Source organism: Agromyces sp. NDB4Y10 (assembly GCF_001620055.1).
Taxonomy (GTDB): domain Bacteria; phylum Actinomycetota; class Actinomycetes; order Actinomycetales; family Microbacteriaceae; genus Agromyces; species Agromyces indicus.
Map to the genome: position 1 here is coordinate 188,755 of NZ_LQGY01000055.1, position 24,464 is coordinate 213,218.

At 72.0% G+C, this 24,464-nt stretch carries 28 protein-coding genes; 10 read left to right on the top strand and 18 right to left on the bottom strand.

What is annotated here, in order from left to right:
• Positions 1-88 precede the first annotated feature (88 nt).
• Complete coding sequence (locus tag AVP42_RS13195) at positions 89-694, bottom strand: DUF305 domain-containing protein (RefSeq protein ID WP_082847262.1); 606 nt, start codon at positions 692-694, stop codon at positions 89-91.
• Between the two features lie 222 nt (positions 695-916).
• Between AVP42_RS13195 and AVP42_RS13200 the strand changes: the two genes are divergently transcribed.
• The 4 genes from AVP42_RS13200 to AVP42_RS13215 are packed head-to-tail and all read left to right on the top strand — an operon-like array spanning position 917 to position 4,070.
• On the top strand, positions 917-1,447 hold the full coding sequence (locus AVP42_RS13200; protein ID WP_197467024.1) for a thioredoxin family protein: 531 nt from the start codon (positions 917-919) through the stop codon (positions 1,445-1,447).
• Between the two features lie 4 nt (positions 1,448-1,451).
• Positions 1,452-2,192: a cytochrome c biogenesis CcdA family protein gene (locus tag AVP42_RS13205; RefSeq protein WP_067949742.1), complete on the top strand. Its 741-nt coding sequence runs from the start codon at positions 1,452-1,454 to the stop codon at positions 2,190-2,192.
• Positions 2,182-2,925: a response regulator transcription factor gene (locus tag AVP42_RS13210; RefSeq protein WP_067949744.1), complete on the top strand. Its 744-nt coding sequence runs from the start codon at positions 2,182-2,184 to the stop codon at positions 2,923-2,925. The genes AVP42_RS13205 and AVP42_RS13210 overlap by 11 nt, the downstream gene beginning before the upstream one ends.
• Complete coding sequence (locus AVP42_RS13215; RefSeq protein ID WP_067949745.1) at positions 2,922-4,070, top strand: sensor histidine kinase KdpD; 1,149 nt, start codon at positions 2,922-2,924, stop codon at positions 4,068-4,070. Before AVP42_RS13210 ends, AVP42_RS13215 begins: the two co-directional genes overlap by 4 nt.
• A gap of 18 nt (positions 4,071-4,088) precedes the next feature.
• On the opposite strand, the gene AVP42_RS13220 is transcribed toward AVP42_RS13215, so the two are convergent.
• Positions 4,089-4,448 (bottom strand): MerR family transcriptional regulator, encoded by a 360-nt coding sequence (locus AVP42_RS13220; protein ID WP_067949747.1) that lies wholly within the window; start codon positions 4,446-4,448, stop codon positions 4,089-4,091.
• A 172-nt stretch (positions 4,449-4,620) separates the two neighbouring features.
• On the opposite strand from AVP42_RS13220, the gene AVP42_RS13225 reads away from it, so the two are divergent.
• Positions 4,621-6,141: a SulP family inorganic anion transporter gene (locus AVP42_RS13225; RefSeq protein ID WP_067949749.1), complete on the top strand. Its 1,521-nt coding sequence runs from the start codon at positions 4,621-4,623 to the stop codon at positions 6,139-6,141.
• 40 nt (positions 6,142-6,181) lie between these two features.
• Here the strand turns inward: AVP42_RS13225 and AVP42_RS13230 are convergent, their stop codons facing one another.
• Positions 6,182-7,042, bottom strand: a complete 861-nt coding sequence (locus AVP42_RS13230; RefSeq protein ID WP_082847263.1) for a universal stress protein — start codon at positions 7,040-7,042, stop codon at positions 6,182-6,184.
• A 164-nt stretch (positions 7,043-7,206) separates the two neighbouring features.
• Here AVP42_RS13230 and AVP42_RS13235 point away from each other — a divergent pair, with 164 nt between their 5' ends.
• From AVP42_RS13235 to AVP42_RS13250, 4 genes are all read left to right on the top strand, one after another.
• Positions 7,207-7,587, top strand: a complete 381-nt coding sequence (locus tag AVP42_RS13235) for a TIGR03618 family F420-dependent PPOX class oxidoreductase (RefSeq protein ID WP_082847264.1) — start codon at positions 7,207-7,209, stop codon at positions 7,585-7,587.
• A gap of 91 nt (positions 7,588-7,678) precedes the next feature.
• The gene (locus AVP42_RS13240; protein WP_067949752.1) at positions 7,679-7,921 is read left to right on the top strand and encodes a hypothetical protein; all 243 of its coding nucleotides are present in this window, start codon (positions 7,679-7,681) and stop codon (positions 7,919-7,921) included.
• Positions 7,922-8,056: 135 nt separating this feature from the next.
• Positions 8,057-8,827, top strand: a complete 771-nt coding sequence (locus tag AVP42_RS13245) for a hypothetical protein (protein ID WP_067949757.1) — start codon at positions 8,057-8,059, stop codon at positions 8,825-8,827.
• 130 nt (positions 8,828-8,957) lie between these two features.
• Positions 8,958-10,547 carry a PxKF domain-containing protein gene (locus AVP42_RS13250; protein ID WP_067949759.1) on the top strand — a complete coding sequence of 530 codons (1,590 nt, stop codon included), beginning with the start codon at positions 8,958-8,960 and terminating at the stop codon, positions 10,545-10,547.
• Positions 10,548-10,610: 63 nt separating this feature from the next.
• On the opposite strand, the gene AVP42_RS16500 is transcribed toward AVP42_RS13250, so the two are convergent.
• From AVP42_RS16500 to AVP42_RS13290, 10 genes are all read right to left on the bottom strand, one after another.
• The gene (locus AVP42_RS16500; RefSeq protein ID WP_157356844.1) at positions 10,611-11,093 is read right to left on the bottom strand and encodes a hypothetical protein; all 483 of its coding nucleotides are present in this window, start codon (positions 11,091-11,093) and stop codon (positions 10,611-10,613) included.
• A 271-nt stretch (positions 11,094-11,364) separates the two neighbouring features.
• Positions 11,365-12,015, bottom strand: a complete 651-nt coding sequence (locus tag AVP42_RS13260) for an RNA polymerase sigma factor (protein WP_067949763.1) — start codon at positions 12,013-12,015, stop codon at positions 11,365-11,367.
• A 68-nt stretch (positions 12,016-12,083) separates the two neighbouring features.
• Positions 12,084-12,410, bottom strand: a complete 327-nt coding sequence (locus AVP42_RS13265) for a hypothetical protein (protein ID WP_067949765.1) — start codon at positions 12,408-12,410, stop codon at positions 12,084-12,086.
• A 4-nt stretch (positions 12,411-12,414) separates the two neighbouring features.
• Complete coding sequence (locus AVP42_RS16755; protein WP_197467025.1) at positions 12,415-12,576, bottom strand: hypothetical protein; 162 nt, start codon at positions 12,574-12,576, stop codon at positions 12,415-12,417.
• A 47-nt stretch (positions 12,577-12,623) separates the two neighbouring features.
• Complete coding sequence (locus AVP42_RS16995) at positions 12,624-12,749, bottom strand: hypothetical protein (protein ID WP_255361480.1); 126 nt, start codon at positions 12,747-12,749, stop codon at positions 12,624-12,626.
• Positions 12,750-12,819: 70 nt separating this feature from the next.
• The gene (locus AVP42_RS13270) at positions 12,820-14,487 is read right to left on the bottom strand and encodes an FAD-dependent oxidoreductase (RefSeq protein WP_067949767.1); all 1,668 of its coding nucleotides are present in this window, start codon (positions 14,485-14,487) and stop codon (positions 12,820-12,822) included.
• Between the two features lie 55 nt (positions 14,488-14,542).
• Positions 14,543-16,045 carry a multicopper oxidase family protein gene (locus AVP42_RS13275; protein WP_157356845.1) on the bottom strand — a complete coding sequence of 501 codons (1,503 nt, stop codon included), beginning with the start codon at positions 16,043-16,045 and terminating at the stop codon, positions 14,543-14,545.
• Positions 16,038-16,226, bottom strand: a complete 189-nt coding sequence (locus AVP42_RS13280) for a hypothetical protein (RefSeq protein ID WP_067949769.1) — start codon at positions 16,224-16,226, stop codon at positions 16,038-16,040. The genes AVP42_RS13275 and AVP42_RS13280 overlap by 8 nt, the downstream gene beginning before the upstream one ends.
• Positions 16,227-16,307: 81 nt before the next feature.
• Entirely contained in the window at positions 16,308-17,984 is a 1,677-nt protein-coding gene (locus tag AVP42_RS13285; RefSeq protein ID WP_067949771.1) for an AarF/ABC1/UbiB kinase family protein, read from the bottom strand.
• Complete coding sequence (locus AVP42_RS13290; RefSeq protein ID WP_067949772.1) at positions 17,984-18,367, bottom strand: SHOCT domain-containing protein; 384 nt, start codon at positions 18,365-18,367, stop codon at positions 17,984-17,986. Before AVP42_RS13290 ends, AVP42_RS13285 begins: the two co-directional genes overlap by 1 nt.
• Before the next feature lie 135 nt (positions 18,368-18,502).
• Here AVP42_RS13290 and AVP42_RS13295 point away from each other — a divergent pair, with 135 nt between their 5' ends.
• Positions 18,503-19,285: an SDR family oxidoreductase gene (locus tag AVP42_RS13295; protein ID WP_067949774.1), complete on the top strand. Its 783-nt coding sequence runs from the start codon at positions 18,503-18,505 to the stop codon at positions 19,283-19,285.
• On the opposite strand, the gene AVP42_RS13300 is transcribed toward AVP42_RS13295, so the two are convergent.
• From AVP42_RS13300 to AVP42_RS13315, 5 genes are read right to left on the bottom strand one after another with little or no spacing between them, the layout of a single operon-like run.
• Entirely contained in the window at positions 19,286-21,049 is a 1,764-nt protein-coding gene (locus AVP42_RS13300; protein ID WP_369798147.1) for a SulP family inorganic anion transporter, read from the bottom strand.
• Positions 21,042-21,812, bottom strand: coding sequence for a phosphatase PAP2 family protein (locus AVP42_RS13305; protein WP_082847265.1), 771 nt, complete (start codon positions 21,810-21,812; stop codon positions 21,042-21,044). Before AVP42_RS13305 ends, AVP42_RS13300 begins: the two co-directional genes overlap by 8 nt.
• Positions 21,802-22,641 (bottom strand): phosphatase PAP2 family protein, encoded by an 840-nt coding sequence (locus AVP42_RS13310; RefSeq protein ID WP_082847266.1) that lies wholly within the window; start codon positions 22,639-22,641, stop codon positions 21,802-21,804. Before AVP42_RS13310 ends, AVP42_RS13305 begins: the two co-directional genes overlap by 11 nt.
• Positions 22,642-22,650: 9 nt before the next feature.
• Positions 22,651-22,818: a methionine/alanine import family NSS transporter small subunit gene (locus tag AVP42_RS16505; protein ID WP_157356846.1), complete on the bottom strand. Its 168-nt coding sequence runs from the start codon at positions 22,816-22,818 to the stop codon at positions 22,651-22,653.
• The gene (locus AVP42_RS13315; RefSeq protein WP_067949779.1) at positions 22,815-24,422 is read right to left on the bottom strand and encodes a sodium-dependent transporter; all 1,608 of its coding nucleotides are present in this window, start codon (positions 24,420-24,422) and stop codon (positions 22,815-22,817) included. The genes AVP42_RS16505 and AVP42_RS13315 overlap by 4 nt, the downstream gene beginning before the upstream one ends.
• Between the last annotated feature and the right edge of the window lie 42 nt (positions 24,423-24,464).

Below are 24,464 nucleotides of genomic sequence, written 5' to 3' on the forward strand. Positions count from 1 at the left end.
CACGGGCCGTGCGGGATGCCGGCCCACAGCGCTCACGATAGCGAGGCGGCGGCCCGGAGAACAGGGTCCGGTACGTCGCCGCCCCGCGTCAGGGGGCGGGGCACTCCCGGTCGGCCGAGCGCGTGAAGTCGGGCACCGCCCGAGCCTCGGCATCCTCCGCGGTCGCCGCGATGCCGTTCTCCTCGATGTCGCGGATGAGCCAGTCCATCTCGTCGATCTCGCGGCGCTGCGCCTCGCTGATCGCGACGGCGAGCTCGCACACGCGGACGTCCTCGTTCCGGAAGCGCTCCGAGCGCGTGATCGCGAGCGAGTGATGGGGGATCATGGCGCGCATGAACGACGTGTCGTTCACGGTGGCCTGGGTGCGGTCGAGGGCGATCCCGCCGCCGATGAGCAGTACGCTGACCGCCACCACGGCGATGTTCCCCTTCGTGCTCCGGTACATGCCGAGCATCCAGGCCAGCATGACCAACCCCATGGTGCCGCCCATGGTGATCGCCATGAAGATGCGGCTCTGGCTGAAGCGGATGTGCGTCCACTCCCATGAACCGGCGAACATCACGAAGTACATCACCACCATCGAGGTGAGGATCATCGCGGCGAATCGCAGGTACGTCTTCAGGGTGTGCTTCGAGTCCTGCTCGGACCCGTGCTCGCGCTCGCGCTCGGAAGCATTCGGCTTGCCTGTGGACATGGTGCTCGCACCTCCGGGGATCGGGTGCGTCCACGGGATCAGTTCGCCGGGAACGCGGCAAGGGCGTTGCGGTCGCGGGCTCGACGCTGGTATCCGGGTCGACGGTCCCGCGGCGCGGCATCCGTCAGGGTTTCGTAATCGCCCGGCCGGGACGCCGGCCGACGCCCGCGCGTAGCGTGTGGATCGGAGCGGGCCGAGGGCGCCCGCGGAACGAGGGTCATGATGCGCGCACGAGCACACGGTCGGGTCGTCCGCGGGGGCTGGGTCCTGCTGCTCGCCGGCGCGCTCGCGCTCACGGGGTGCGCGACGACGGATGCCTCCGGCGCAAGCGCCGACCCGTCGGCCACGCCGCGATCCGACGCGATGACCTCCGAGCCGATGGGCGACGCCTCCGAGACCCCCGAGGCATCCGCCGAGCCGATGGACGACGGCGGGGCTGCACCGGCCGACGGCGCCTACCTCGACTACGAGGACGGCGCGATCGAGGCGACCGCGGGCCCGAAGGCGCTGTTCTTCCACGCGAGCTGGTGCCCGAAGTGCCGAGCGCTCGACGAGGACCTGAAGGCGCAGGGCGCACCCGAGGGGCTCACCGTCTTCAAGGTCGACTACGACTCCCGCACCGACCTGCGCCAGAAGTACGGCGTGACCCTCCAGACGACGATCGTGTTCCTCGACGACGCCGGCGAGAAGGTGTCCAGCGTCGTCCTGTACGACGACCCGTCGGTGGAATCGCTCACCGCGGCGATGCCCTGAGCCGATGAACGCATCGCTCACCCTCGCGCTCGCGGCGGGCGTCCTCACCGTCGCGGCGCCGTGCGTGCTCCCCCTCCTGCCGGTGGTGGTCGGGGGCGCGATCGTGCAGGACGGCGACGCGCGCCGGGCGCGGTGGCGGCCGTACGTGATCGCGGGGTCGCTCGCGGCATCCGTCGTCGCCTTCACGCTGCTGCTCAAGGCGACCACCGCGCTGCTCGGGGTGCCGCCGCAGGTCTGGCAGGTGGTCTCCGGCGGCATCGTGATCCTGCTCGGGGTCGACCTGCTGTTCCCGCAGCTGTGGGACCGGGCCTCGACCGCGCTCGGCCTCGGCGCGCGCAGCGGCGCGATGCTCGACCGGTCCGTCCGCCGCCAGAGCGTGGGCGGCGACATCCTGACCGGCGCCGCGCTCGGCCCCGTATTCTCGAGCTGCAGCCCGACGTACGCGCTCATCGTCGCGGCCGTGCTGCCCGTCTCGTTCGCCGAGGGGGTGGCGTACGTCGTCGCCTACGCGATCGGCCTCGCGGGGATGCTGCTGCTCATCGCCCTGCTCGGACGCCGCCTCGTGCGCCGCCTCGGCTGGCTCGCGAACCCCGACGGATGGTTCCGCCGGGCGATCGGCGTCGTGTTCATCGCCGTCGGCGTCATCGTCGTCACCGGCTTCGACAAGCAGCTGCAGACGTGGATCCTCGACGCCGGGCTGTACGATCCGATCGCACGCCTCGAGGAGGTGATCGGTGGCGGCTGACGCGGACCTGCTGCTCGACGGGCGCCTCGTGCTGCTCGTCGACGACGACCCGACCGTGCTCGAGGTGTGCCGCAGCTACCTCGAACAGGCGGGGTTCCGCGTCGCCGAGGCCGCCGACGCCTTCACGGCGCTCGAACGCGTCGAGCGCGAACGTCCCGACCTCGTCGTGCTCGACCGGATGCTGCCGGGGCTCGACGGGATCGAGGTGTGCCGCCGCATCCGCGCATCGTCGGCCGTGCCGATCATCATGCTCACCGCGCTCGGCGCCGAGGACGACCGCATCGCCGGCTTGGAGGCGGGCGTGGACGACTACCTCGCCAAGCCGTTCTCGCCGCGGGAGCTCACCCTCCGCGTGCGGACGGTGCTCCGCCGCGCCCTCGCCGTCGAGACAGTGGGCGCGGTCACGGCCGGCACGCCGTCGGCGGTGATCGAGCGCGGACCCCTCCGCATCGACGTCGGGGCGCGCACGGTCGACCTCGGCGGTCGCCGCCTGGGCCTGACGCAGCGCGAGTTCGAGCTGCTGACGTTCCTCGCGCGCCGACCGGGCACGGTGTTCTCTCGCGAGGACCTCCTCGCCGGGGTGTGGGGATGGAGCCACGGCGACCTGTCCACGGTGACGGTCCACGTCCGGCGGCTGCGCGAGAAGATCGAGACGGATGCCGCCGACCCGCGCCTGCTGGTCACCGTGTGGGGCTACGGGTACCGGTTCGACCCGCCGGAGGACGCGTCGTGACGGCCTCCGACCTCCTGCTCGTGATCGCGCTGTCGGCGGCGATCGCCGCGGTCGTCGGCGCAGCGGCCTGGTTGGTCCTGCGATCGATCGCCCGCGCGCCGATCGTCGTGCACCTGGTGACGGTCGTGGTCGCAGCGGTGGCCGCGGTCGTCGGCGGTGTCCTCATCGCCGCCCAGGCGATGTACCTGTCGGAGCACGACGCCCGCGTGACGATCGCGATCGCGCTCACGAGCGGCACGGTCGCCGTGATCACGGCGATGATCCTCGGGTCGCGCATCTCGCGTTCGGCGCGGGAGCTCCGGTCGGTCGCTGAAGACCTCGGCCGGGACGTGCCCGTGACGGACCGCCCGCTGCCCGTCCGCGAGTTCCGCGACGTGCTCGACCAGCTCGCGGCATCCGACGCCCGGCTGCGGGCCGCGCGCGACGCCATCACCCGACAGGAACACGCGCGGAGCGAGCTCGTCACCCGTATCGCACACGACCTGCGCGTCCCGCTCGCCGGGATCCGCGCGCAGGCCGAGGCACTGCAGGACGGCCTCGCCGCCGACCCCGACCGCTACCTCGCGCGCATCACCGCCCAGGTGGACCGGGTCGACGCGCTCGTGTCCGATCTCTTCGCCGTCTCCCAGATCGACGCCGGGACGCTCGCTCCCCGACGGCAGCGCGTCTCCCTCGCGGACCTCGCGAGCGACGCCGCCGCCGACCTGCGCTCGCTCGCCGACGCGGCCGGGATCCGCCTGGAGGTCACCGCCTCCGACGCGGCCGTGGTCGATGCGGACCCCGGCCAACTCGCGCGCGCCGTCGCCAATGTGCTCGCCAACGCGATCCAGCACGTGCCCGCCGGCGGGCACGTCGACGTGAGCGTTCGCACGGATGGCGACCGCGTGCGCGTCACCGTGGAGGACGACGGTCCTGGGTTCGGCGACGGCGAGACGGCATCGGCGTTCGAGGCCGGCTGGCGCGGCTCGACCGCCCGCTCCCCGCACCGCCTCGACGTCACCGGCGGGGCCGGGCTCGGACTCGCGATCACCCGCGGCATCGCCCGCGCCCACGGCGGCGACGCGAGCGCCGAGAACCGTCCGGGGGGCGGCGCACGCGTACTGTTCGAGCTGCCGGCGCCGCCGGCCGAGACCGCCCGGTCGTGATGCGAGCCCGAGGGCCGATCAGGCGAGCCGCGTGAGCCGCTCGATGAACTCGTCGGCCATCGCCAACTGCTCCTGCAGCCGCTGGCGCCGCGAGCGCGCCTCCGCGAGGTAGCGCTGCAAGCCGTCGCGGGCGTCCTCGGTGCCCGCGGTCACGGTGGCGCGCGCCTCGATGATCCGCAGCAACTCGGCCATGTCGTCGAGGGTGAAGCCGAGGGGCTTCATCCGCCGGATCAGGAGAAGCCGTTCGAGATCGGGTTCCGTGTACAGCCGGAAGCCCCCGTCGGTACGGCCCGACGGCTTGAGGAGCCCGATCTCGTCGTAGTGCCGGATCGTCCGCAGCGACAGGCCGGTCCGCTCGGCGAGCTCGCCGATGTGCATCGTGCGGTCGGTTCCACTCACTGCATCCTCGATTCGAACCCTACCCTCACGTTAGGGTAGGTTTGTCCACGGCCGGTGCGCCGGCCTTGCCGACGCTGTCGGCTCGCGCGACGGGGCGCTCCCACGACTGTAATCCCGGCCCACTGAGAGCCCCACCCACGAGGAGACCGACATGGCCATCCTTCGGCGTGCCGATGCGCTTTCGCGCTACCGGCCCGAGCCATCCGTCCTCACGGCGCTGCGCACGCCCCGCATCCTGACGCGCGAGGTCCTCGCGGGTCTCGTCGTCGCCCTCGCGCTCATCCCCGAGGCGATCTCGTTCTCGATCCTCGCCGGCGTCGATCCGCGGGTCGGCCTGTTCTCGTCCTTCGTGATGGCCGTGTCGATCGCGTTCCTCGGCGGCCGGCCCGCGATGATCACGGCTGCCACCGGCGCCGTGGCGCTCGTCATCGCGCCGGTGGCCCGCGACTACGGCATGGACTACTTCATCGCCACGGTGATCCTCGCCGGCGTCTTCCAACTGGGCATGGGCGTGCTGGGCGTCGCGAAGCTGATGCGGTTCATTCCGCGCAGCGTCATGATCGGTTTCGTCAACGCGCTCGCGATCCTGATCTTCTCGGCGCAGATCCCCCACCTGATCGGCGTGCCCTGGCTGGTCTACCCGCTCGTGGCGGCGGGCATCGGGATCATGGTGCTCATGCCGCGGCTCACGAAGGTGGTGCCGGCGCCACTCGTCGCGATCGTGCTGATCACCATCGTCGTCGTGGTGAGCGCGATCACCGTGCCGACGGTCGGAGACGAGGGCGAACTGCCGGAGAGCCTGCCGGAACTGTTCATCCCGAACGTGCCGCTCACGTGGGAGACGTTCACGATCATCGCCCCGTTCTCGCTCGCGATGGCTCTCGTCGGCCTGCTCGAGTCGCTCATGACCGCCAAGCTGGTCGACGAGGTCACCGACACGCACTCGCGCAAGACCCGCGAGGCGCTCGGTCAGGGCGCAGCGAACGTGCTCTCGGGCCTCTTCGGCGGTATGGGCGGCTGCGCCATGATCGGGCAGACGATGATCAACGTCAAGGCCTCCGGGGCGCGGACCAGGATCTCGACGTTCCTCGCCGGCGTCTTCTTGCTCATCCTGGTCGTGGTGCTCGGCGATATCGTCGCGATCATCCCGATGGCAGCGCTCGTCGCCGTGATGATCATGGTCTCGGTCGCGACCTTCGACTGGCACTCCATCCGCTGGTCGACGCTCAAGCGGATGCCGAAGTCGGAGACCGCCGTCATGGTGACCACCGTCGCGATCGTGGTGATCACCCACAACCTGGCGGTCGGCGTCATCGCCGGCGTCGTCGTCGCGATGATCGCCTTCGCCCGCCGCGTCGCGCACTTCGCGACGGTCGAACGACGGGTCGAGCGGGACGATCCGGTCCCGACGGCGTACTACACGGTCACGGGCGAGCTGTTCTTCGCGTCGTCGAACGACCTCACCACCCAGTTCGAGTACGCCGACGATCCGGAGCGGGTCGTCATCGACATGTCCGACTCGCACGTCTGGGACGCCTCCACCGTCGCCGCACTCGACACCATCACCAACAAGTACGAGCACCACGGCAAGCGCGCCGTGATCGTCGGCATGAACGAGGCCAGCACCACCCTCCACGGGCGCCTCGCCGGCAAGCTCGGGGCGGGCCACTAGGACGTCCGTTCCGAACCGTGTCGCCTCGACGGGAGCCCCCTCAGGCGGACCGCGGGTGCGGAACGACCAGCACCGGGCGGTGGGCGTGGTGGAGCACCGCCTTCGCGACGCTGCCGAGCAGCAGTTCCCGGCTCGCCGACCGGCCGCGTGAGCCGACGACGATCGCGCCGGCTCCGCGCTCCGCGGCGTACTCGGTGAGCGTCCCGCCGACGGCACGCGCGCTGCCCGCGCGACCGCGCAGCGGGACGAGCGTCGCCTCCCCCTCGGCGTGCGCCTCACCCTCGGGTGCGGTGGTGACTCGCTCGAGCTCGCGGCCGGGGAACAGCCGTTCCGCTGCCGCGGCGGCGGCCTCGGCGCCCGGCGACCCGTCGAACGCGATGAGGATCGGTCCGGATCCAGCGGCGGCCCGCTCGGCGGACATGAGCGCGGCGGGGACGACGAGCACCGGCACGCGGCTGACGTGCACGACCAGGTCGGAGGTGCTGCCGAGCAGTGCCTGCGCGCCGCCCATCCCCCGGGACCCGAGGACGATGACGTCGAAGGCGTCCTGCTCGGCGATCCGGGCGAGCTGGTAGCCCTCGTTGAAGCTCCGCTCGACCCTCGGCTCCGCGTCCCACCCGGCCGCGCGGGCGAGCACGACGCCCTGCGCGACGAGCCGCTCGGCCTCCGCACGCCCCTCGTCCTCGAGGAGGTCGATGAGCCGGTCGACGCTCTGAGCCCGGCTCGCAAGCCGCTGCCGAAGCTCGGCCGAGGCGAACGGCGGCTCCCACAGGAAGAGGACGGTGGCCGACGCGCCCGGGAGGAGTCGTCCCGCGGTGTCGACCGCATCCATCGCGGATCGCGAGGCGTCGTATCCGAACAGCACCCGCACCGGCCGTGCTCCTGCGTTCGTCGTCGTCATCCGCTCCCGTTCGTCCCGATCGTCAGACCTCGATCGTCCCGGGTGCGGATGCCGAAATCCAGTGCCGAAGGTCCCGGAGCGGTGCAGCGGCGAACCCTGCGCGGCCCGATGGCACACTGGAGACCGGCGGCCGACCCCGCCCGCGACCCCATGGAGTGCCACGAGTGATCACCGACGCCGCGCGCGAGTTCCTCGCCGAACGCCACCTCGCGACGCTCTCGACGCTCGACCGACGCGGCCGAATCCACTCGGTGCCCGTCGGCATCACCTACCTCGACGGCATCGTCCGGGTGATCGGGAGCCGCGGGTCGCAGAAGTTCCTCAACGCCGAACGCAGCGGCCGCGCCAGCGTCAACACGGTCGACGGCGCCCGGTGGATCAGCTTCGAGGGCCCCGTCCGCGTCCTCGACGACCGGGACGCCGTCGCGGTCGCGGTCGAGCTGTACGCCGCCCGCTACCGGGAGCCGCGTCCCAACCCCCAGCGCGTCGTGCTCGAGCTCACCGTCGAACGGGTGCTCGGCTCCTCCGGCATGCGCGACGAGTGACTTCTGCTTCACCGGATGTCAACCGTCTCGTCGCGCTCGAACCGCCCTCGTAGGGTCGAGGCTCACCGTCCGCGATGAAGCTGGAGGTCCCATGACGCAGCACGACCCCGCGCGAGCATCCCGCATCGCGCTGTACCGGGCCGGGGCCGATTCGTGGCGGGCGATCGACCCGTCCTTCCCGCTGTGGGATGCCCGATGCCTGCTGGCGCACGTCGAGGCCGTCGGCGACCACTTCGTCGTGCTCTCGCTGGTCCCGCCGCTGGGCGGCGTCACCGAGGTCGCGACCCTGTCCGCCGCCGAGGACGTCGTGGAGCAGATCCGCCGCGCCGCGTGAGGCCGGGCTGATCGGGCGTCCCCTCCGCACCCAGGTGGGCGTGGGTACACTGGCCGTTCGCTCCGGCGCGCCCCCACCCGCCGGATCTCCCACTTCGCCCGACGCACGCCGCTCGACCCGACGAGAGGAGCCGACGTGCCCACGAGCCCCACGCCCGCGCCCGGCCGCACCGCCGGCCCCGTGGCATCCGTTCGCCGCCTCGTGCGAGCGACCGCGCGCGCCGCCGACCGCACCCCGCCGCTCGCGTACGCCGCCGCGGTCGCACCCGTGGCCGTCATCATGGTCGCGGTCGTCACCCAGCCGTGGATGCCGCCGACCGACCTCGTACGCGACAGCCAGGCCGTCGCCGTGCTGCGCGACTCGACGCACACCGCGCACGGACTCGTCTCGAACCTCGGCATCCTGGCGACGGCGGTCGGCGCCGGCGCCGCGTTCATCGGGGCCGCCGCGGCATCCGCTCGTCGCCACCGGCTGCGCCGCGCCCTCGCATGGGGCGGCGTCGCCAGCCTCGTCGTCGCGCTCGACGACCTGCTGCTGCTGCACGAGGGCGCCACCTTCGCCTCATGGATGCCGAAGGCCATCGCCGCCGCATACGCCGTCGGCTTCGCCGCCTACCTGTGGCGCTTCCGCACCCCGATCCTGCGGCACCTCGACGTCGGCCTGCTCATCCTCGCGCTGCTCGGCCTCGGCACCTCCGCGACCGTCGACGTGCTCGCCGAACCCGCGACCGTCGCGTCGGTGCTCGTCGAGGACGGCGCGAAGCTGCTCGGGCTCGCCGCGTGGAGCGTCTTCCTCGTGCGCGGTGCACTCGTCGCGCTGCGACCCGCGGGTGCGACCGCGAGCCGCAGCGACGGCGATCGAGCGGATGCCACGAGCCGGGCTCGCACGGTCACCACGGGTCGCTGACGCCCCCGCACTTGGCACCCTCACGGGGGATGCCGCCGGACATATCCATCCGCATACGTTTGGCACACTCACTGCGCCAACCCGAGGTGCAGGGGTGGAGCGTGGGGAGAACACGATGAAACGAAGGGGCATGACGATCGCCGCGGCGTTCGTCGCCGGAGCGATGATGCTCGCCGGCGGAGGCATCGCGTATGCCGACACCCTCGTAGCCGAAGACGAGTTGCTGGCAGGACCCAACCTGCAGCTCGGCACGGTCGACTGCGGCCAGGGCCTGTCGGCGACCATCGACCTGAAGCTGCGGCGCCAGGGGAACACGCCGGGCGGTGGTGGCACCGACAGCCCCGTATTCGCCAACAGCACCGCGGTGTCGATCACGAAGACCTCGCAGAGCAACGTGAACGCCAGCGATCCGTCACCCTCGACGGTCACCACGCCCAGCAACTGGGTCACGTCCTCGACGAACACGCTGTCCAACGCGGCCACGTCCACCATCACGGTCGACACCACGACGGCGGGCAGCTTCACGGGCACGGTCAGCTACCGTGCGTCCGGGACGAACACCAAGGGTGGGACCCATACCGACACCGTCACGCTCAGCGTTCGGTGGACGGTGAACAGCTGCACGCAGCCGGACACGACGGCGCCCGTCGTGACGCTCACCTGTCCGACCGACGACGTCATGCTCAACTCCACCGCGTCCGCGACCTGGAGCGCCACCGACGAGACCGGGTTCCCGAGCGGCGCAGTGACCAGCGGCTCGGTTCCGCTCGACACGTCGACGTACGGAGCGGCCACGGCTTCGGTGCCCGCCGGCCTCGTCACCGACGCGGCCGGGAACCCGTCGGCCGCGCAATCGTGCGGCTACTTCGTCACCGAGGACATCCCGCCCGTCGTCCAGGTCACCTGCCCGACAGGCGAGATCCTCATCGGCGCAGAGGTCTACGGGAACTGGACCGCCACCGACGAGGGCGGCTCCGGCCTGAAGACCGCAGCGAGCGGGCAGATCCTCGCCCCCACGACGGCATACGGTCCTGCGACCCTCGTGGTCCCCGCCGGCACCGCCGAAGACAATGCGGGGAACACGTCGGCCGAGACGAGCTGCGACTACTTCGTCACGGAGAAGACGCCGCCGGTGGTCGAGCTGACCTGCCCGACCGGACCGTTCCTCCTCGGCGAAGCGGTGCCCGACGCGCAGTGGACCGCCTACGACCCGTCGCCCGGCTCCGGCCTTGCCGGCGCGGACAGCGGCTCCATCCCGGTGAGCACGTCGAGCGTGGGCGCGAAGACCCTGAAGGTCCCGGCGGGCGCGGTGAGCGACGTCGCAGGGAACACGTCGCTGGCATCCAACGAGTGCAGCTACTCGGTGGTGTACGACTTCACCGGGTTCTTCCGGCCGGTCGACATGGGCGGCACCCTGAACTCGGTGAAGGCCGGAAGCGCCGTCCCGATCAAGTTCAGCCTCGGCGGCGACCAGGGCCTCGGCATCCTCGACGGGGCGCCGACGCTCAAGTGGATCGCATGCTCGGCCGGCGCCACGGTCGACCCGATCGAGGTGACGGTCTCGACCGCCGGCGGCAGCAGCCTGAGCTACGACCCGCTCACGAACCAGTACAACTACGTCTGGAAGACGGACAAGAACTGGGCCGGGAAGTGCGGAACGCTGCAGGTCAAGCTGAACGACGGCACCACCCACACGGCGGACTTCAAGCTCCTGAAGTAGCGAGTCCCGCATGAGCGAGGGCCCCAGCCATCCGGCTGGGGCCCTCGTTCACGCGGTGGCGGATCAGCGACCGGTGAGGTCCTTCGCCGCGTCCGTGGCGGAGCCGACGCGGTCCTCGACGGTGCTGCCGGCGCGGTCCACGGCGTCCTCGGCCTCGTCCGCGGTGCCCTCGACGGCGTCGCGTGCCGAGTCGACGCCGGTGGTCGCCTGCTCCTCGACCGAGTCGACCGCCGAGCCGACCTCGCCGATGCCGTCCTTGACGGTGCCGGTGGCATCGTCGAGCGCGCCCTCGCGAGCGGTCTCGGCACGGTCGCGGACGTCGCCTGCGGTCTCACGCGCGATGTCGCCGGTCTCGCGACCCTCCTCGACGACGGTGTCGACGGCGCCGCCGCCGGTCACCTGGTCGAAGACGTGCTGCGCCGGGGCGGGCAGCATCCCGGCCGCGCCCGCGGCGCCCGCGCCGCTCACGCTGACCGCCGCGGCGGCGGAGGCGCCGATCGCGATCTTCGCCGCGATGCCGAGTCCTGCGAACCACTCGATTGCCATGTTCCTTCTCCTGCTTCTCGGCGCCGTCGATCGAGTCGACAGGGTCGGCGCCGTGGTCGGGTCCTCTGTGCGGGGAGTCGAGATCCACGACGCTCGGTCGAGGTCGAGGCGACTCGCCAGCGCGGCTGTGGGCCGCGGCGGCGCGTCGGAGGACGCCGTGCGAAGTGCGCCGAGCGCGTCGGCGAGCGGCGCGAGGTCGTCGCGGGCGGCGGGTGCCTGCCCGCGAAGCAGCGCCACTGCCTCGTCGTCGGTGATCCGTCGGTTCCTCATCTCACTCCCTGCCATCGTCGGAACCCCGTGCAGGGGTACGGGTCGGACGAACTTTTCTGCGCAATGTCTCGAGCGCCCGCCGTTGCAGGGCCTTCACCGCCCCCGGCCGCTTGCCGAGGACCTCGGCGACCTGCTCGACGGTGAGGTCGGCGACCACGCGCAGGACCATGACGTCGCGCTGGTCGCGCGAGAGCCCGTCGAGCAGCTCGAGCGCGGCGGCATCGCCGAGGTTGCGCAGGGCGTCGTGCTCGGCGCTCGGCACGCGCCGCGGGTCGGCGTCGGCGTCGAACGGTTCGTGGACGCCGCGACGGCCCCGCCGCCGCAGCTCGTCGGTGAGCCGGCGGTACGCGATCGTGAACACGAAGGACCGGAAGTCGGCCTCACCGCCCTCGAAGGTGTGGAGCCGGTCGAAGACCGTGAGGAAGACCTCGCTCGTGAGGTCGTCGGGCTCGTGCGAACCGCGTGCGTGGAGGAACGCCGCCACCGCGGGCGCGTATGCGACCCACAGGTCGGTGCACGCCCACTGGGCGCCCGCCTGCGCGGCGAGCACGAGCGACGTGAAGGCCTCGGGCCCGGCAGTGTGCGCGCCGGGCCGGGGTCGGGCCGATGATCCGAGAGCGGATGGCGCGACGGCGCCGTCGTGTTCGGTCATCCGAGGGAGTGTAGGCGAGCCCCGGCTGGACGGTCGCTGACCGTCCACAGGGCGGGGGCGGGACCCGCCTACTCCGGGAGGGACTCGCCGAGCGCCGCCAGGCCGCCCGCACGATAGCTCTCCCAGTCGCGGTTCGCGCCGTCGCCGAGCGGCATCCGTGCCGCCCAGTCGGCGGCGAGGCCACGGGCGACCTGGCGGGCCGCTGCGGCATCCGCTTCGGGGGTCAGCCGCCGCATCCACTCGCCGAGGGCGGCGACGCGACCCTCGTGGTACTTGCCCGCGGGGTACGAGCGCCCGTCCTTGGCGAGGGCGCACGACGTGGAATCCCCCATCGTCGCCGCCCACGCCTCGGCGGCGGCCGCCCGCAGCCGGCGCACCTCGTCGCGGGCGTTCATCGGATCAGCGTCCGAAGAGGCGCGCGAAGAAGCCGGTCGACGGTTCGTCCTCGTGCCCGGCGCAGCGCTGGTTGCGCGGGACGCCGCGCATGACCTGGTCGACGTGCTGGCCGCAGCCGGCCCAGGTGGTCATGCCGCACTTGCGGCAGGTGGTGGCTCGGCACATGGGTGCTCTCCTCGTGGTTCGAAGGCGGAAGGGGGCGAGGGGGGCGGTCAGCGACGGTGGTCGCCGTCGCACCACTGCTCGGCGGGCACGTAGGCCTTCACGTCGGCGACGTGCTGGCCGCAGCCGGCCCAGGTGGTCCTACCGCAGGTCTCGCAGGTGACGGGGCTGCACATGGTGGTTCTCCTTCAGGTTGCGGGGTCTCGATACGCGCCTTCGGCGCTACTCGACCAGCGAGAGTGGGCGTCAGGCGGCGAGGTCGGCGACGTCGGCGACGAGCTCGCGCGCGTCGATCCCCGCCTTCCAGGTCAGGTAGCCGCCGTCGAGGTTGACGGCATCGTGGCCGTGCTGCGCGAGCAGCCGTACGGCGGTGTGGCCGCGCTGGCCGACCTTGCAGTGCACGATGAGCCGACCCTCGGGCAGCTCTTCGAGGCGGTCGCGGAGCTCGTCGAGCGGGATGCGCAGGGAGCCGGGGATGGCGCCGTCGGCGACCTCGCCCGGGTTGCGCACGTCGAGCACGGTCGCGCCGGCGTCGACGGCCGCATCGACCTCGTGCCACTGGATCGACGGCGTGAGGCCGTCGGCGGCGTTCATGGCGACGTAGCCGAGCATGTTCACCGGGTCCTTCGCCGACGAGTACTGCGGCGCGTAGGCCAGCTCGAGTTCGGCGAGCTCGGAGGCGGTGAGTCCGCCGGCCATCGCGGTCGCGATGACGTCGATGCGCTTGTCGACGCCCTCGCCGCCGACGCCCTGGGCGCCGAGGATGGCGTCGGTCCCGGCGTCGACGAGCAGCTTGAGCGACATGCCCTCGGCGCCGGGGTAGTAGCCCGTGTGCGAGGCGGGGTGCGTGTGGAACACGCGGATGTCGCGCCCTCGCGCACGCAGCAGCTTCTCGTTCCACCCGGTGGTGCCGACGGTGAGGCCCATGACGCCGACCACGGCGGTGCCGAGTGCGTCGCGCACCCGGATCTCGCGACCCGTGATCGCGTCGGCCGCGAGGCGGCCGTGGCGGTTCGCGAGGCCCGCGAGCGCCACGATGCGCGGCTCGCCGGTGATCGCGTCGACCTTCTCGACGGCGTCGCCGATGGCCCAGATGTGCGGGTCGCTCGTGCGCAGGTGCTCGTCGACGCGGATGCCGCCACGCTCGCCGAGCTCGAGCCCGGCCGCCGCGGCGAGCGACGTCTCGGGGCGCACGCCGACCGAGCCGAGCACGAACTCGGCCGGGACGGTGGACCCGTCGCTGAGCGTCGCCGTCTCCGCGCCGATGGCCACGACCTTGGTGCCGAGGCGCACGTCGACGCCGGCGTCGATGAGGCGCTGCGCGACCGGGCCCGCCATTTCCGGGTCGATGGGCGGGAGCACCTGCTCGGCGAGCTCGACGAGGGTGACCTCGAGACCGCGGTGGACGAGGTTCTCGACCATCTCGAGCCCGATGAAGCCGGCGCCGATCACGAGCGCGGTGCGCGGCTGCACCTCGAGGCGCGCCATGGCCGTGTCGACGTCGTCGATGTTCCACAGGGTCAGCATCCGGTCGCCGCCCTCCATCGGCGGGCGGATCGGCACGGATCCGGGCGAGAGCACGAGCGCATCGTACGGCAGGACCGTCTCGTCGCCGGTGGTGAGGTCACGCGCGGTGACGGTGCGGGCGGCGCGGTCGATCGCGACCGCCTCGGTGCGCACGCGCACGTCGAGGCCGAATCGGCTGCCGAGCGACTCGGGCGTCTGGAGCAGCAGGCTCGAGCGCTCCTCGATGACGCCGCCCAGGTAGTAGGGCAGCCCGCAGTTGGCGAAGGACACGTAGCCACCACGCTCGAGGACGGTGATCTGCGCGTGCTCGTCGAGCCGGCGCAGGCGGGTCGCGGCGGACATGCCGCCGGCGACACCGCCGATGATGAGGTACCGCTGGGAAGTCATGATCCCATCGTACGGATACCCCGGGGGTATTGTCAAAACACCCCACGGGTATCAGTCAGCCGACGCGGATCACGCCCATCATGCCGAGGTCCTCGTGGTCGAGGATGTGGCAGTGGTACACGGTCCGTCCCACGATGCCTTCGAAGGCGACCCGGACGACGACCCGGCTCCGGGCGGGCGCGGGCACCACGTCGCGGACGTCCACCCCGTCGACCGGAGTTCCGTCGACCTCCACCAGCTGCATGGGCCACACGTGAAGATGGAAGGGGTGGTCCATCGTGCTGAGGTTCTCGATGGTCCACTCCTCCACCGCACCGGCGCGCACCTCGATGTCCGTGCGGCCCTCTTCGTACTCGCGGCCGTCGATCGTGAAGGCCATGCCACCACCCATCCCCATGCCGCCCATCGCGAGGGTCACCGTGCGACGTCCCGTCACCTCCTCGGCCCGCAGGTCGCGGACGGCGCCCGCGGCGAGCAGCGCGCCCGCAGGACCACCTGGGGGCCCTGCGACCGTGAACCTGGCCAGGTCCGCTCCCGTGGTCGTGCTCGGCGGTGCCCCCATGCCGGTCCGCCCACGATCGAACGGAAGCGTCTGCAGCAGCGACTCGCCCTCCGTCGCCGTCACGATGAGGTCGGCCCGGTTCCCCGGCAGGAGCACGAGCTCATCGAGACGGCGCGGCTCGGCGTAGCGCCCGGCGTCGACGCCGAGGAGATCCATCCCCTGCCCGTCGAGGCGCAGCCGCAGGTACCGCGAGGTGCACGCGTTCACGATGCGCCAGCGTTCCCGGTCACCGGGCCTCGCGACCAGCGTCGGCATGAGCTGCCCGTTCACGAGCAGCAGATCGCCCTCCCGGCCGAGCATCCGGTCCAAGCGGTTCGCCCCCGCCACTGCGCCGTCGGCACCGAACCGGATGTCGGCGATGATGAGCAGTCGCTCGCGGGCGACCGGCGCCGGCTCGTCCTCCTCGACGACGATCGCGCCGTACATCCCGCCGAAGAGCTGGTCGGCGGTCGTGCCGTGGTGGTGCGGGTGGTACCAGAACAGGCCCGGTGGATGGTCGGCGCCGAGCCGGTAGTCGTAGTCGAACGCCGCGCCCGGCTCGATCATGGTGAAGACGTTGTCGCTGTCGCCCTCGGGTGAGACGACGAGGCCGTGCGTGTGGAGGTTCGTCACGGCCGCGAGCTCGTTCCGGAGCCGGAGCGTCACGCGATCGCCGGGGCGCACGCGCAACGTGGGGCCCGGCATCATGCCGTTGTAGGTCAGCACTCGCACGTCGCGGTCGGCGACCCTCGCCGCGGCGAGCGCGGCCACGAGTTCGAGGTCGAGCCGCCCGCCGGCGCTGCGCAGCTCGTCGGGTTCGCGGAAGGTCTCCGCCGGGCCCGGGCCGGCGGCATCCGTCTGGGGGGTGGTCGTCGTCGCGCCCGGCGGGACCGCCTCGTCGTCCTCGCCGCGATTCCAGAGCGCGAGGCCGCCGCCGACGGCAGCTGCGCCGGCTGCCGCCGCACCGATGACGAGGAGGCCCCGACGGCTGATGCCCCCGTTCGGCTGATCAGTCACCGAGCGCTGCGAAGAGCTCGTAGACCATGAACGCCGGCCAGAACAGGCCCTGGAAGATCGCCCAGACGTACTCCCAGAACGCGTCGGCCTGCTGCCAGAAGTACACCCAGGCTCCGAAGATCCCAAGCCCGTAGATCGCCCCGCCGCCGGCCACGCCGGCGTTCGAGCCCCTGTCGCCCATGTCGCACCTCCAGGGCCGACGGTACGCCGCGTCATCTGCTCGGCGTCGGGCCCAAGGGCCCCCGGAACGGAGGGGACGCGGCTAGCGCGGCCGGCGCCGACGCGCCGCGGTGACCACGAGGTAGCCGCCGAGCGTGCCGAGCACACCCAGCCCCGTGCCGAGCAGCGTCCCCTCCCAGCGCCGGAAGCGCCGCTCGCTCGTGACGATGCTGCCGACGCCGGTGATGAGCGCGGCGCTGATCATGCCCGCCACGAGTCGATTGCCGATGCGCTCGGTGCGCGCCACGAGCGGCTCGAGCTCCGCCGCGCGCAGGTGCACCTGCATGCCGCTGCCGTCGGCCGCGTCGATGAGCCGTCGCAGCACGCCGGGCGCCTCCAGCGCGAGCTCGCCGAGGTCGATGCCCGCCCGCGCCATCCGCCGCGCGAGGGCCGATGCGCTCACCCGCTCGCGCGCGAGCCGCTGGGCGTACGGCTCGAGCGACTCCCCCAGCCGGAACTCCGGGTCCAGCCGCAGCGCGAGCCCCTCGATGAGCAGCAGCGCCTTGAACAGCAGCGCCATCTCGCGCGGCAGGTGCAGGCGGTTGGCGCGCAGGATGGCGAACAGGTCGGCGATCATCCGGGCGAACGGCGTCTCGCGCAGCGACCGCAACCGGTACTTCGCGAGGAAGACCCGGAGGTCCTCGCGGAGCACCTCGCGGTCCGCGGGGGCCGAGCCCACCGAGACGCCCGTGAGGGCGCCCGCGAGCATCTCCGGGTCGCTGCGGACGAGCGCGACGAACAGGGCGCTGAGGTGCCCCCGGAGGTCCTCGCCGATCGCGCCGACCATGCCGAAGTCGATGAGGGCGATGGTGCCGTCGGCGTGGATGAACAGGTTGCCCGGGTGCAGGTCGGCGTGGAAGAAGCGGTCCTCGAAGGTCATCTTCAGCACGATCTCGGCGCCGCGCCGGGCGACCCGCTTCCGGTCCACCCCCGCCGCGTCGAGCGCCTCGGCATCCCCCACGTTCATGCCGCCCATGCGCTCGAGGGTCAGCACCCGCGAGGTCGTGTGCTCCCAGAACACCCGCGGGATCACCACGTCGTCCTCGGCCGCGAAGTTCTCGGCGAACCGCTCCGCGTTCCGCCCCTCCTGCAGGTAGTCGAGCTCGGCGCGGAGCGTCTCCGCGAACTCGTCCACCACGCCCGACACGTCGATGTCGCGTGCGGGCCCCCAGCGACGGGTGGCCCGCGCGGCGAGGTTCTGGAGGATCTCGAGGTCCTCGAGCACCTGCGCGACCGCCCCGGGACGCCGCACCTTCACCACGACCGCGGTGCCGTCGTCGAGCGTCGCCGTGTGCGCCTGCCCGATCGACGCGGATGCCAGGGGCCGGTCGTCGAACTCGGCGAAGAGCGCCTCGGGCTCGGCGCCGAGCTCCCGGCGGATCACGGCGCGGATGTCGGCGGTGGGGACCGGCGGCGCGGCATCCTGCAGCTTCGCCAGTTCATCGACGAACGCGGGCGGCAGCAGGTCGGATCGCGTGGAGAGCAGCTGCCCGAGCTTGATGAACGTCGGCCCGAGTTCCTCGAGCGCGAGCCGCAGGTGCTCGGGCGACGTGGCGGCGAACCCCGGGTCGGCGGCGCCGGCGGCCTCGGTGGACCGGCGGCGCGGCACGAACCGCCCGAGGCCGAGCAGCCCGGCCAGGAACCCGAGGCTGTGGCGACGGAGGGTCGCCGCGATCTCCCGGTACCTCGCGTTGTGGTGCCGCTCCTCGCGCTCCGCCATCAGAACGTCGAACCGAGCGCCTTCGCCTTCAGCGCCTCGAACTCGCCGTCGCTGATGACGCCCTGGTCACGCAGCGCCTGCGCCTTGGCGATCTCCTCGGTGGGGCTGGCGAACGAGATCGCGCGCATCTCCTCCCGGCTGTACTCCTGGTACTCGACCTGCTTGCGCGCCGACCGCTCGGCCATGCCCTTGCCCCGCACGATGAGGTACACGAGCCCCGTGATCCACGGGAGGAACAGCAGCAGGATCAGCCAGAGCGCCTTCATCCACCCGTTCAGCGAGTGGTCGCGGAAGATGTCGATCACGATGTAGACGAGCACCAGCAGGTAGGCGAGGTACGCGAACATCCAGAAGTAGAACCAGATCCAGCTCCACAGGTCCATGGTCGGCTCCCTCCGCTCGCCTCCGACTGGTGCACACGCTACTCCCGAGGCGGTCGCGCGGACGGTCTTTGGTCCCGGATGGCGCCGCTCCCCCGTCGATAGCGTGACGGCATCGCCCCCGGAAGGAGCCCCCCGATGCCCCGCACCTACGTCATCACCGGAGCCGCGAGCGGCATCGGCCTGGCCACCGCCGACCTGCTCGTCGAACGCGGTCATCGCGTCATCGGCGTCGACCTCGCCGGCTCGGACGTGAACGTCGACCTCGCGTCGGCGACGGGCCGGGCCGAGCTCGTCGAGCGCGTGCGCGAACTGAGCGGCGGCACGATCGACGCGGTGATCGCCAACGCGGGCCTCGCCACGCCCACCGCCGCGACGGTGGCCGTGAACTACTTCGGCGCGGTCGCCACGCTCGAGGGGCTGCGCCCGCTGCTCGCCGGGTCCCCCGCACCCCGGGCGGTCGCCACCGTGTCGATGGCCTCCCTGTTCCCCACCGACGACGCGCTCATGGAGGCCCTGCTCGCCGGGGACGAGGAGGCGGCCATGGCGCGCGGCGCCGAGCTCGAGGCATCCGCCCCCGAGGTCGCGAACCGGATCTACGCGACCACGAAGGCGGCGCTGTCCCGCTGGATCCGCCGCAACGCCGCGACCCCCGAGTGGGCCGGCGCCGGGATCCCGCTGAACGCGATCGCCCCGGGCGTCGTGGTCACACCCATGACCGAGCAGTTCACGGGCACCGAGGAGGCGCGGAGGGCGATCCTCGAGATGGTGCCCATGCCGCTCGGCGGGATCTTCGAGCCCCGCGATGCGGCCTACCTGCTGGCGTGGCTCACGAGCGAGGAGAACGGCCACCTCTGCGGTCAGGTCGTGTTCATCGACGGCGGCTCCGACGTCGTCCTCCGCGGCGACTCCACCTGGTGATCAGGCGCGGTCGGGGCGGTCGGCGTCGTCCGGTCCCTCCGTCCCGTCCTGCTCCCACCTCGTGCCTTCGAGGTCGCCGCGCAGGGTGCCCGTCACCTCGTCGACGGCCGCACCGACCGTCGGCGCGAACCGGTCGGGCGTGAACCGCCGCGTCAGGCCGTAGTCGCGCAGCACGTCCACCACCGGGTCCTTCATCTCGGCGATGACGAGACGGATGCCGCGTGCGGCGAGCCACTCGTCGAGCTCGACGAGTTCGTCGGCCGCGGTCGTGTCGACGTCGGTGATGGGTTCGGCGGCGAGGATGACGGTGCGGATGCCGGGCCCGGCGGCCTCGACGCGCGAGCGCACGAAGTCGTCGAAGAGCCCGCCGTTCGCGAAGAACAGCGGCGCGTCGAACCGCACGATGACCACGCCGGGGATGCGCTCGCCCTCCGGGTACCGCGACAGGTCGTGGTACCCGCGCAGTCCCGACACGCGTCCGAGCTCCGCACGGTACGGGCGCCACGACTGGTTCACGAACGCGAGCAGCGAGAGCCCGATCGTCACCGCGATGCCCTCGAGCACGCCGAACGCGAAGACGCCCACGAACGCGGCCGCCGACAGTGCGGCATCCACCCGGTCCATGCGCACGAGCCGGAGGAACCCGCGGACGTCGATCAGGCGCGACGCGGCGAAGATCACGACCGCCGCGAGCGTCGCGGACGGCAGGAACTCGGTGAGGCCCGGTGCGAGGAGCATGAACGCCACGAGCAGGACCGCCCCGACCACCCCGGTCAGCTGCGACTTCGACCCGGCCTGCTCGGCGACGGGGGTGCGCGACGACGACGCGGTGATCGGGAAGCCGCCGAACACCCCCGCCGCGAGGTTCGCGGTGCCGATCGCGCCCATCTCGCGGCTGCCGCTCACGGTCTCCCCGCGCCTGGCCGCGAGCGTGCGCGAGAGCACGCCCGCGTCGGCGAACGCCACGAGCGCGATGCCCGCCGCCGGCAGCGCCAGCGCCGCGACATCCGCCCACTGCAGGCCGCCGAGCGCTGGCGCGGGCAGGCCCTGCGGCAGCGCGCCGACCACCGGCAGCTCGTCCGAGAGGCCGAGCAGGGCGGTGAGCGCCATGGCGGCGACGACGGCCGCGAGCACGCCCGGGACCGGCGACTTCACGAGCGTGAGCGCCACGATCACCGCGAGCGAACCCAGTCCGAACGCGAGCGGCAGCCACTGCACCTCGCCGTCGGCGACGCCGATCCAGATCCCGGCGATCTCGCCGATGGGCGAGTCGGCGTCGGTCGAGAACCCGAGCAGCGTCGGGACCTGGGAGATGATCACGATCAACGCGATCGCGTTGAGGTACCCGACGCGGATCGGCTTGGACAGCAGGTCGGTCACGAACCCGAGGCGGAGTACGCCGCCGAGGAGCAGGATGGCGCCGACCATGATGGCGAGCAGCCCGGCGAGCGCAACGGCGCGATCGTCGTCGCCGAGCGCGAGCGGCACGATCGCGGCCGCGATGATCGGGCCGAGCGCCGAGTCCGGACCGAGCACCAGGATCCGCGACGGCCCCACGAGGGCGTACGCGATCAGCGGCACGATGGTCGCGTAGAGCCCGGTCTCGGGCGGCAGCCCGGCGACCTGCGCATAGCCCATGCCGGCCGGGATGAGCAGCGCGGTGACGACGATGCCGGCTCGCAAGTCGGGCCACAGCCACTCGCGTCGGTAGTGCCGCGCGGTCACGATGCCGGGCGGCATCCAGCGCGGCATCCGCTCAGCCACCGCGCGTCCGCTCCACCTTCTGCCAGATCGGCGGATGCGGGAGCCGGTTCTCGCGGTAGAGCCGCTCGGAGAAGCCGGCCCACACGATGAGGGCCGCGCCGGCGCCGACGAGCACGCCGCCCACGACATCCGACACCCAGTGCGCGCCGAGGTACATGCGGCTCGCCATCATGAGCAGCGTGTAGACGCCGCCCGCGATCCAGACCCAGGTCCGCAGGAAGATGAGGCCGAGCGCCATCGCGATGACCGCGGCGTTCGAGGCGTGTCCGGAGGGGAACGACCCGAAGTCGGGGTGCACGAGGATGTCCTCCGGTCGCACGCGTCCCACGGTGACCTTGACGAGTTGCGTGACGAGGCCGCTCGCGGCGACGGCCGCGACGAAGAAGCCCGCCGCCCACGGCCGTCGCCACAGCAGCAACCCGATCACGACCACGGCCGGGACCACGAAGCTCGAGACGCGTCCGCTGCCGAGGAAGTCGAACGCCGCGGCCACGGCGGTCACGCCCGGCGTGCGGATCGCGACGATCGCGCTCATGAGCGCCGACTCGAACTGGAACGGCTCGCGGGCCTGGTTCACGACGATGACCGCGCCCAGCGCGGCGACGAGGGCGAGCGCGATGAGCCCCGTCCACATCCACGGCCGGCGACTGACCCGCACGGGTGCCGGCGCGTGGTGCACGGGCAGCGACGGCCCCTCCTCCGAAGCGGATGCCGCGCCCGCGGCGGGCCCGGACGTGGACTCGCCGTCGTGGTCAGCGCTCATCGCGCCCCCACGCCTCGGGTCGCGCGTCGGAGGCCTCGACCTGCTCCTGGGACCCGACGCGGACGGTGCGCCACGTGTCGACCGCGATGACGATGCCGAGCACCACCAGCGAGAGCATGATCGACCCGAGGGCGTCGGTCGGCCAGTGGTAGCCGAGGTAGATGCGGCACGCGGCGGTGAGGAGCACGACGAACGCCGCCGCGGCGAACGCGAGCACCGTGATGAGCGGGCGCCAGTGCCGGGAGAAGACGAGGTAGGTGCCGATGAAGAAGAAGTCGGCGACGCCCATGACGTGCCCGGACGGGAAGGAGGACGTCGGGTCGTAGCCCATCATCATGTCGGCTGCCGGGGGCCGGTCCCTCGCGATGATCGGTGCGAGGAGCTGCACCATGATCACGCCGAGGATCATGCCGCCCGCGAGCAGGACGGGGCGCCACGCGTGCTTGGCGAGCACGCCCCAGGCGACGGTCGTCACCAAGATGATGATGGGCATCGCGACCGGGCCGAAGACGATCGCGAGCACGATCATGACGGTCGTGAGCCAGCCGTCGCGCCCCGACTCGATCCACTGCTCGATCGGCGCGTCGATGAACGACAGGTCGTCGGCCTCGAGGACCGAGTCGAGCACGATGAGGAAGCCGACGAGGCCCACGACCACGAGCGCCGCCGCCACGAGGTAGAGGTTGCGCTTGCCGCCGGGCGAGACGTAGCGCTCCTCGACCATGAACCGCTCGTGGAAGCGGCGCAGGCGCCCCTGCTTCCGTTCCTCGGCAGCGGATGCCGCGGGGTCGCCTCCGCTCGTGGCGTCGGTCTCCGACTTCGAACTCATGCAGACACGTTACGTGTCGCGCTCGACCGGCGCGATGTCCTCGCGGTGGTCGTCTTCGCCTCCCGGGGGGAAGTCGTGCCGGTCGGGCTGACGGCTGAGGTAGAGCACGCTCACGGTGAACCCGCCCCAGACGAGCACGATGGCGAGCACGAGGAAGAAGATCGCGATGCCGGTCATCGACGGCCTCCCTTCGCCGGCGCGGCCGCATGATGCGGCGGCGTGTGGTCGGGCAGCGGCGGCCACGCCCGGAAGTCGTCGGGGTCCTGACGCCACCGCAGCACGGTGAGGAGCACCGCGCCCAGCACGATCACCGCGATGGCGCCCCAGCCGAGCGCGAGCAGGTACCACTGCGGGTAGTCGGCGTAGCCGTCGACGATGAGCGAGACGATGCGCGAGATGAGCATGTACCCGAGGATCACCGGGGCGAGGATGCCCGCGAGCACGGTCCAGGTGCCGCCCACGCGGAAGGTCGACACGCTGTTCAGGTGGTAGCGCAGCTCCGGGCCCTTCCGCAGCACCCAGAACGCGAAGACGCTCGCGAGGATCGCGGACAGGACGATGCCGATGTTGTTCGCCCAGTTGTCGACGGTGTCGAGCGCGAGCAGTCCCGTGGTGGTCGAGAAGAGCAGGATCGACAGCACCGCGGCGACCACGCCCACCCGCACGGCCGCCTGCCGCGGCGTCAGCCCGAACTTCTCCTGGAAGCCCGCGGACACCACCTGCAGCACCGACAGCAGCGAGGTGAACCCGGCCATCGCGAGCGACCCGAAGAAGAGGATGCCGAAGATGGGCCCGCCCGGCATCTGCGAGACGATCGCCGGGAAGGTGATGAACGACAGCCCCACGCCCGTGAGGCCCTCGAGCTCGCCGACCGCGACGCCCTGCTGGAACGCGAAGAAGCCCAGCGTCGCGAAGACGCCGATGCCCGCGAGGATCTCGAACGACGAGTTCGCGAACGCCACGACGAGGCCCGGCGTGGTGAGGTTCGACCGACGGCGACGGTACGACGCGTAGGTGATCATGATGCCGAACGCGATCGAGAGCGAGAAGAAGATCTGGCTGTACGCGGCGATCCACACGTTCGGGTCGGCGAGCGCGGCGAAGTCGGGCGTGAACAGGGCGTTCAGGCCCTCGGCCGCGCCGTCGAGGAACAGCGCGCGCACGACCAGCGCCGCGAACGCCACCACGAGCAGGGGCAGGAAGATCACGTTGACGCGCTGGACGCCGCGGGCGACGCCGAGCGCGAGCACCACGATCACGGCGACCCAGATGAGGACGAGCGGGATGAGCACGCTCGGCACGAACGACAGGCTGAAACCCGGGTCGCTCGCCTGCAGGTAGTCCCCGACGAGGAAGCCCGCGGGATCGTCGCCCCAGCGGAGGTCGAACGAGAAGACGAAGTAGCTGAGCGCCCACGCGATCACGACCGTGTAGTACAGCGAGATCACGAAGCAGATGGCGACCTGGAACCATCCCAGCGCCTCGAGCGAGCGCCCGCGCGGGCCGCCCAGGCGCCGGAACGCGGTCGGTGCGGACCCCCGGAACCGGTGCCCGACGGCGTAGTCGAGGAAGAGGATCGGGATGCCCGCGGTGATGAGCGCCACGAGGTACGGGATGAGGAACGCTCCCCCGCCGTTCTCGTACGCCACTCCCGGGAACCGCCAGATGTTGCCGAGGCCGACCGCCGAGCCGATGGCCGCCAGGATGAAGCCCACCTGGCCGGTCCACTGCTCCCGAGGTTGCCGATGCTGTCCGTGCTGCTCGACGCCCGCTTGTGACATCGCACCTCCCAAGGCTCGCGACTGGCTGCCTGCACCGTACCA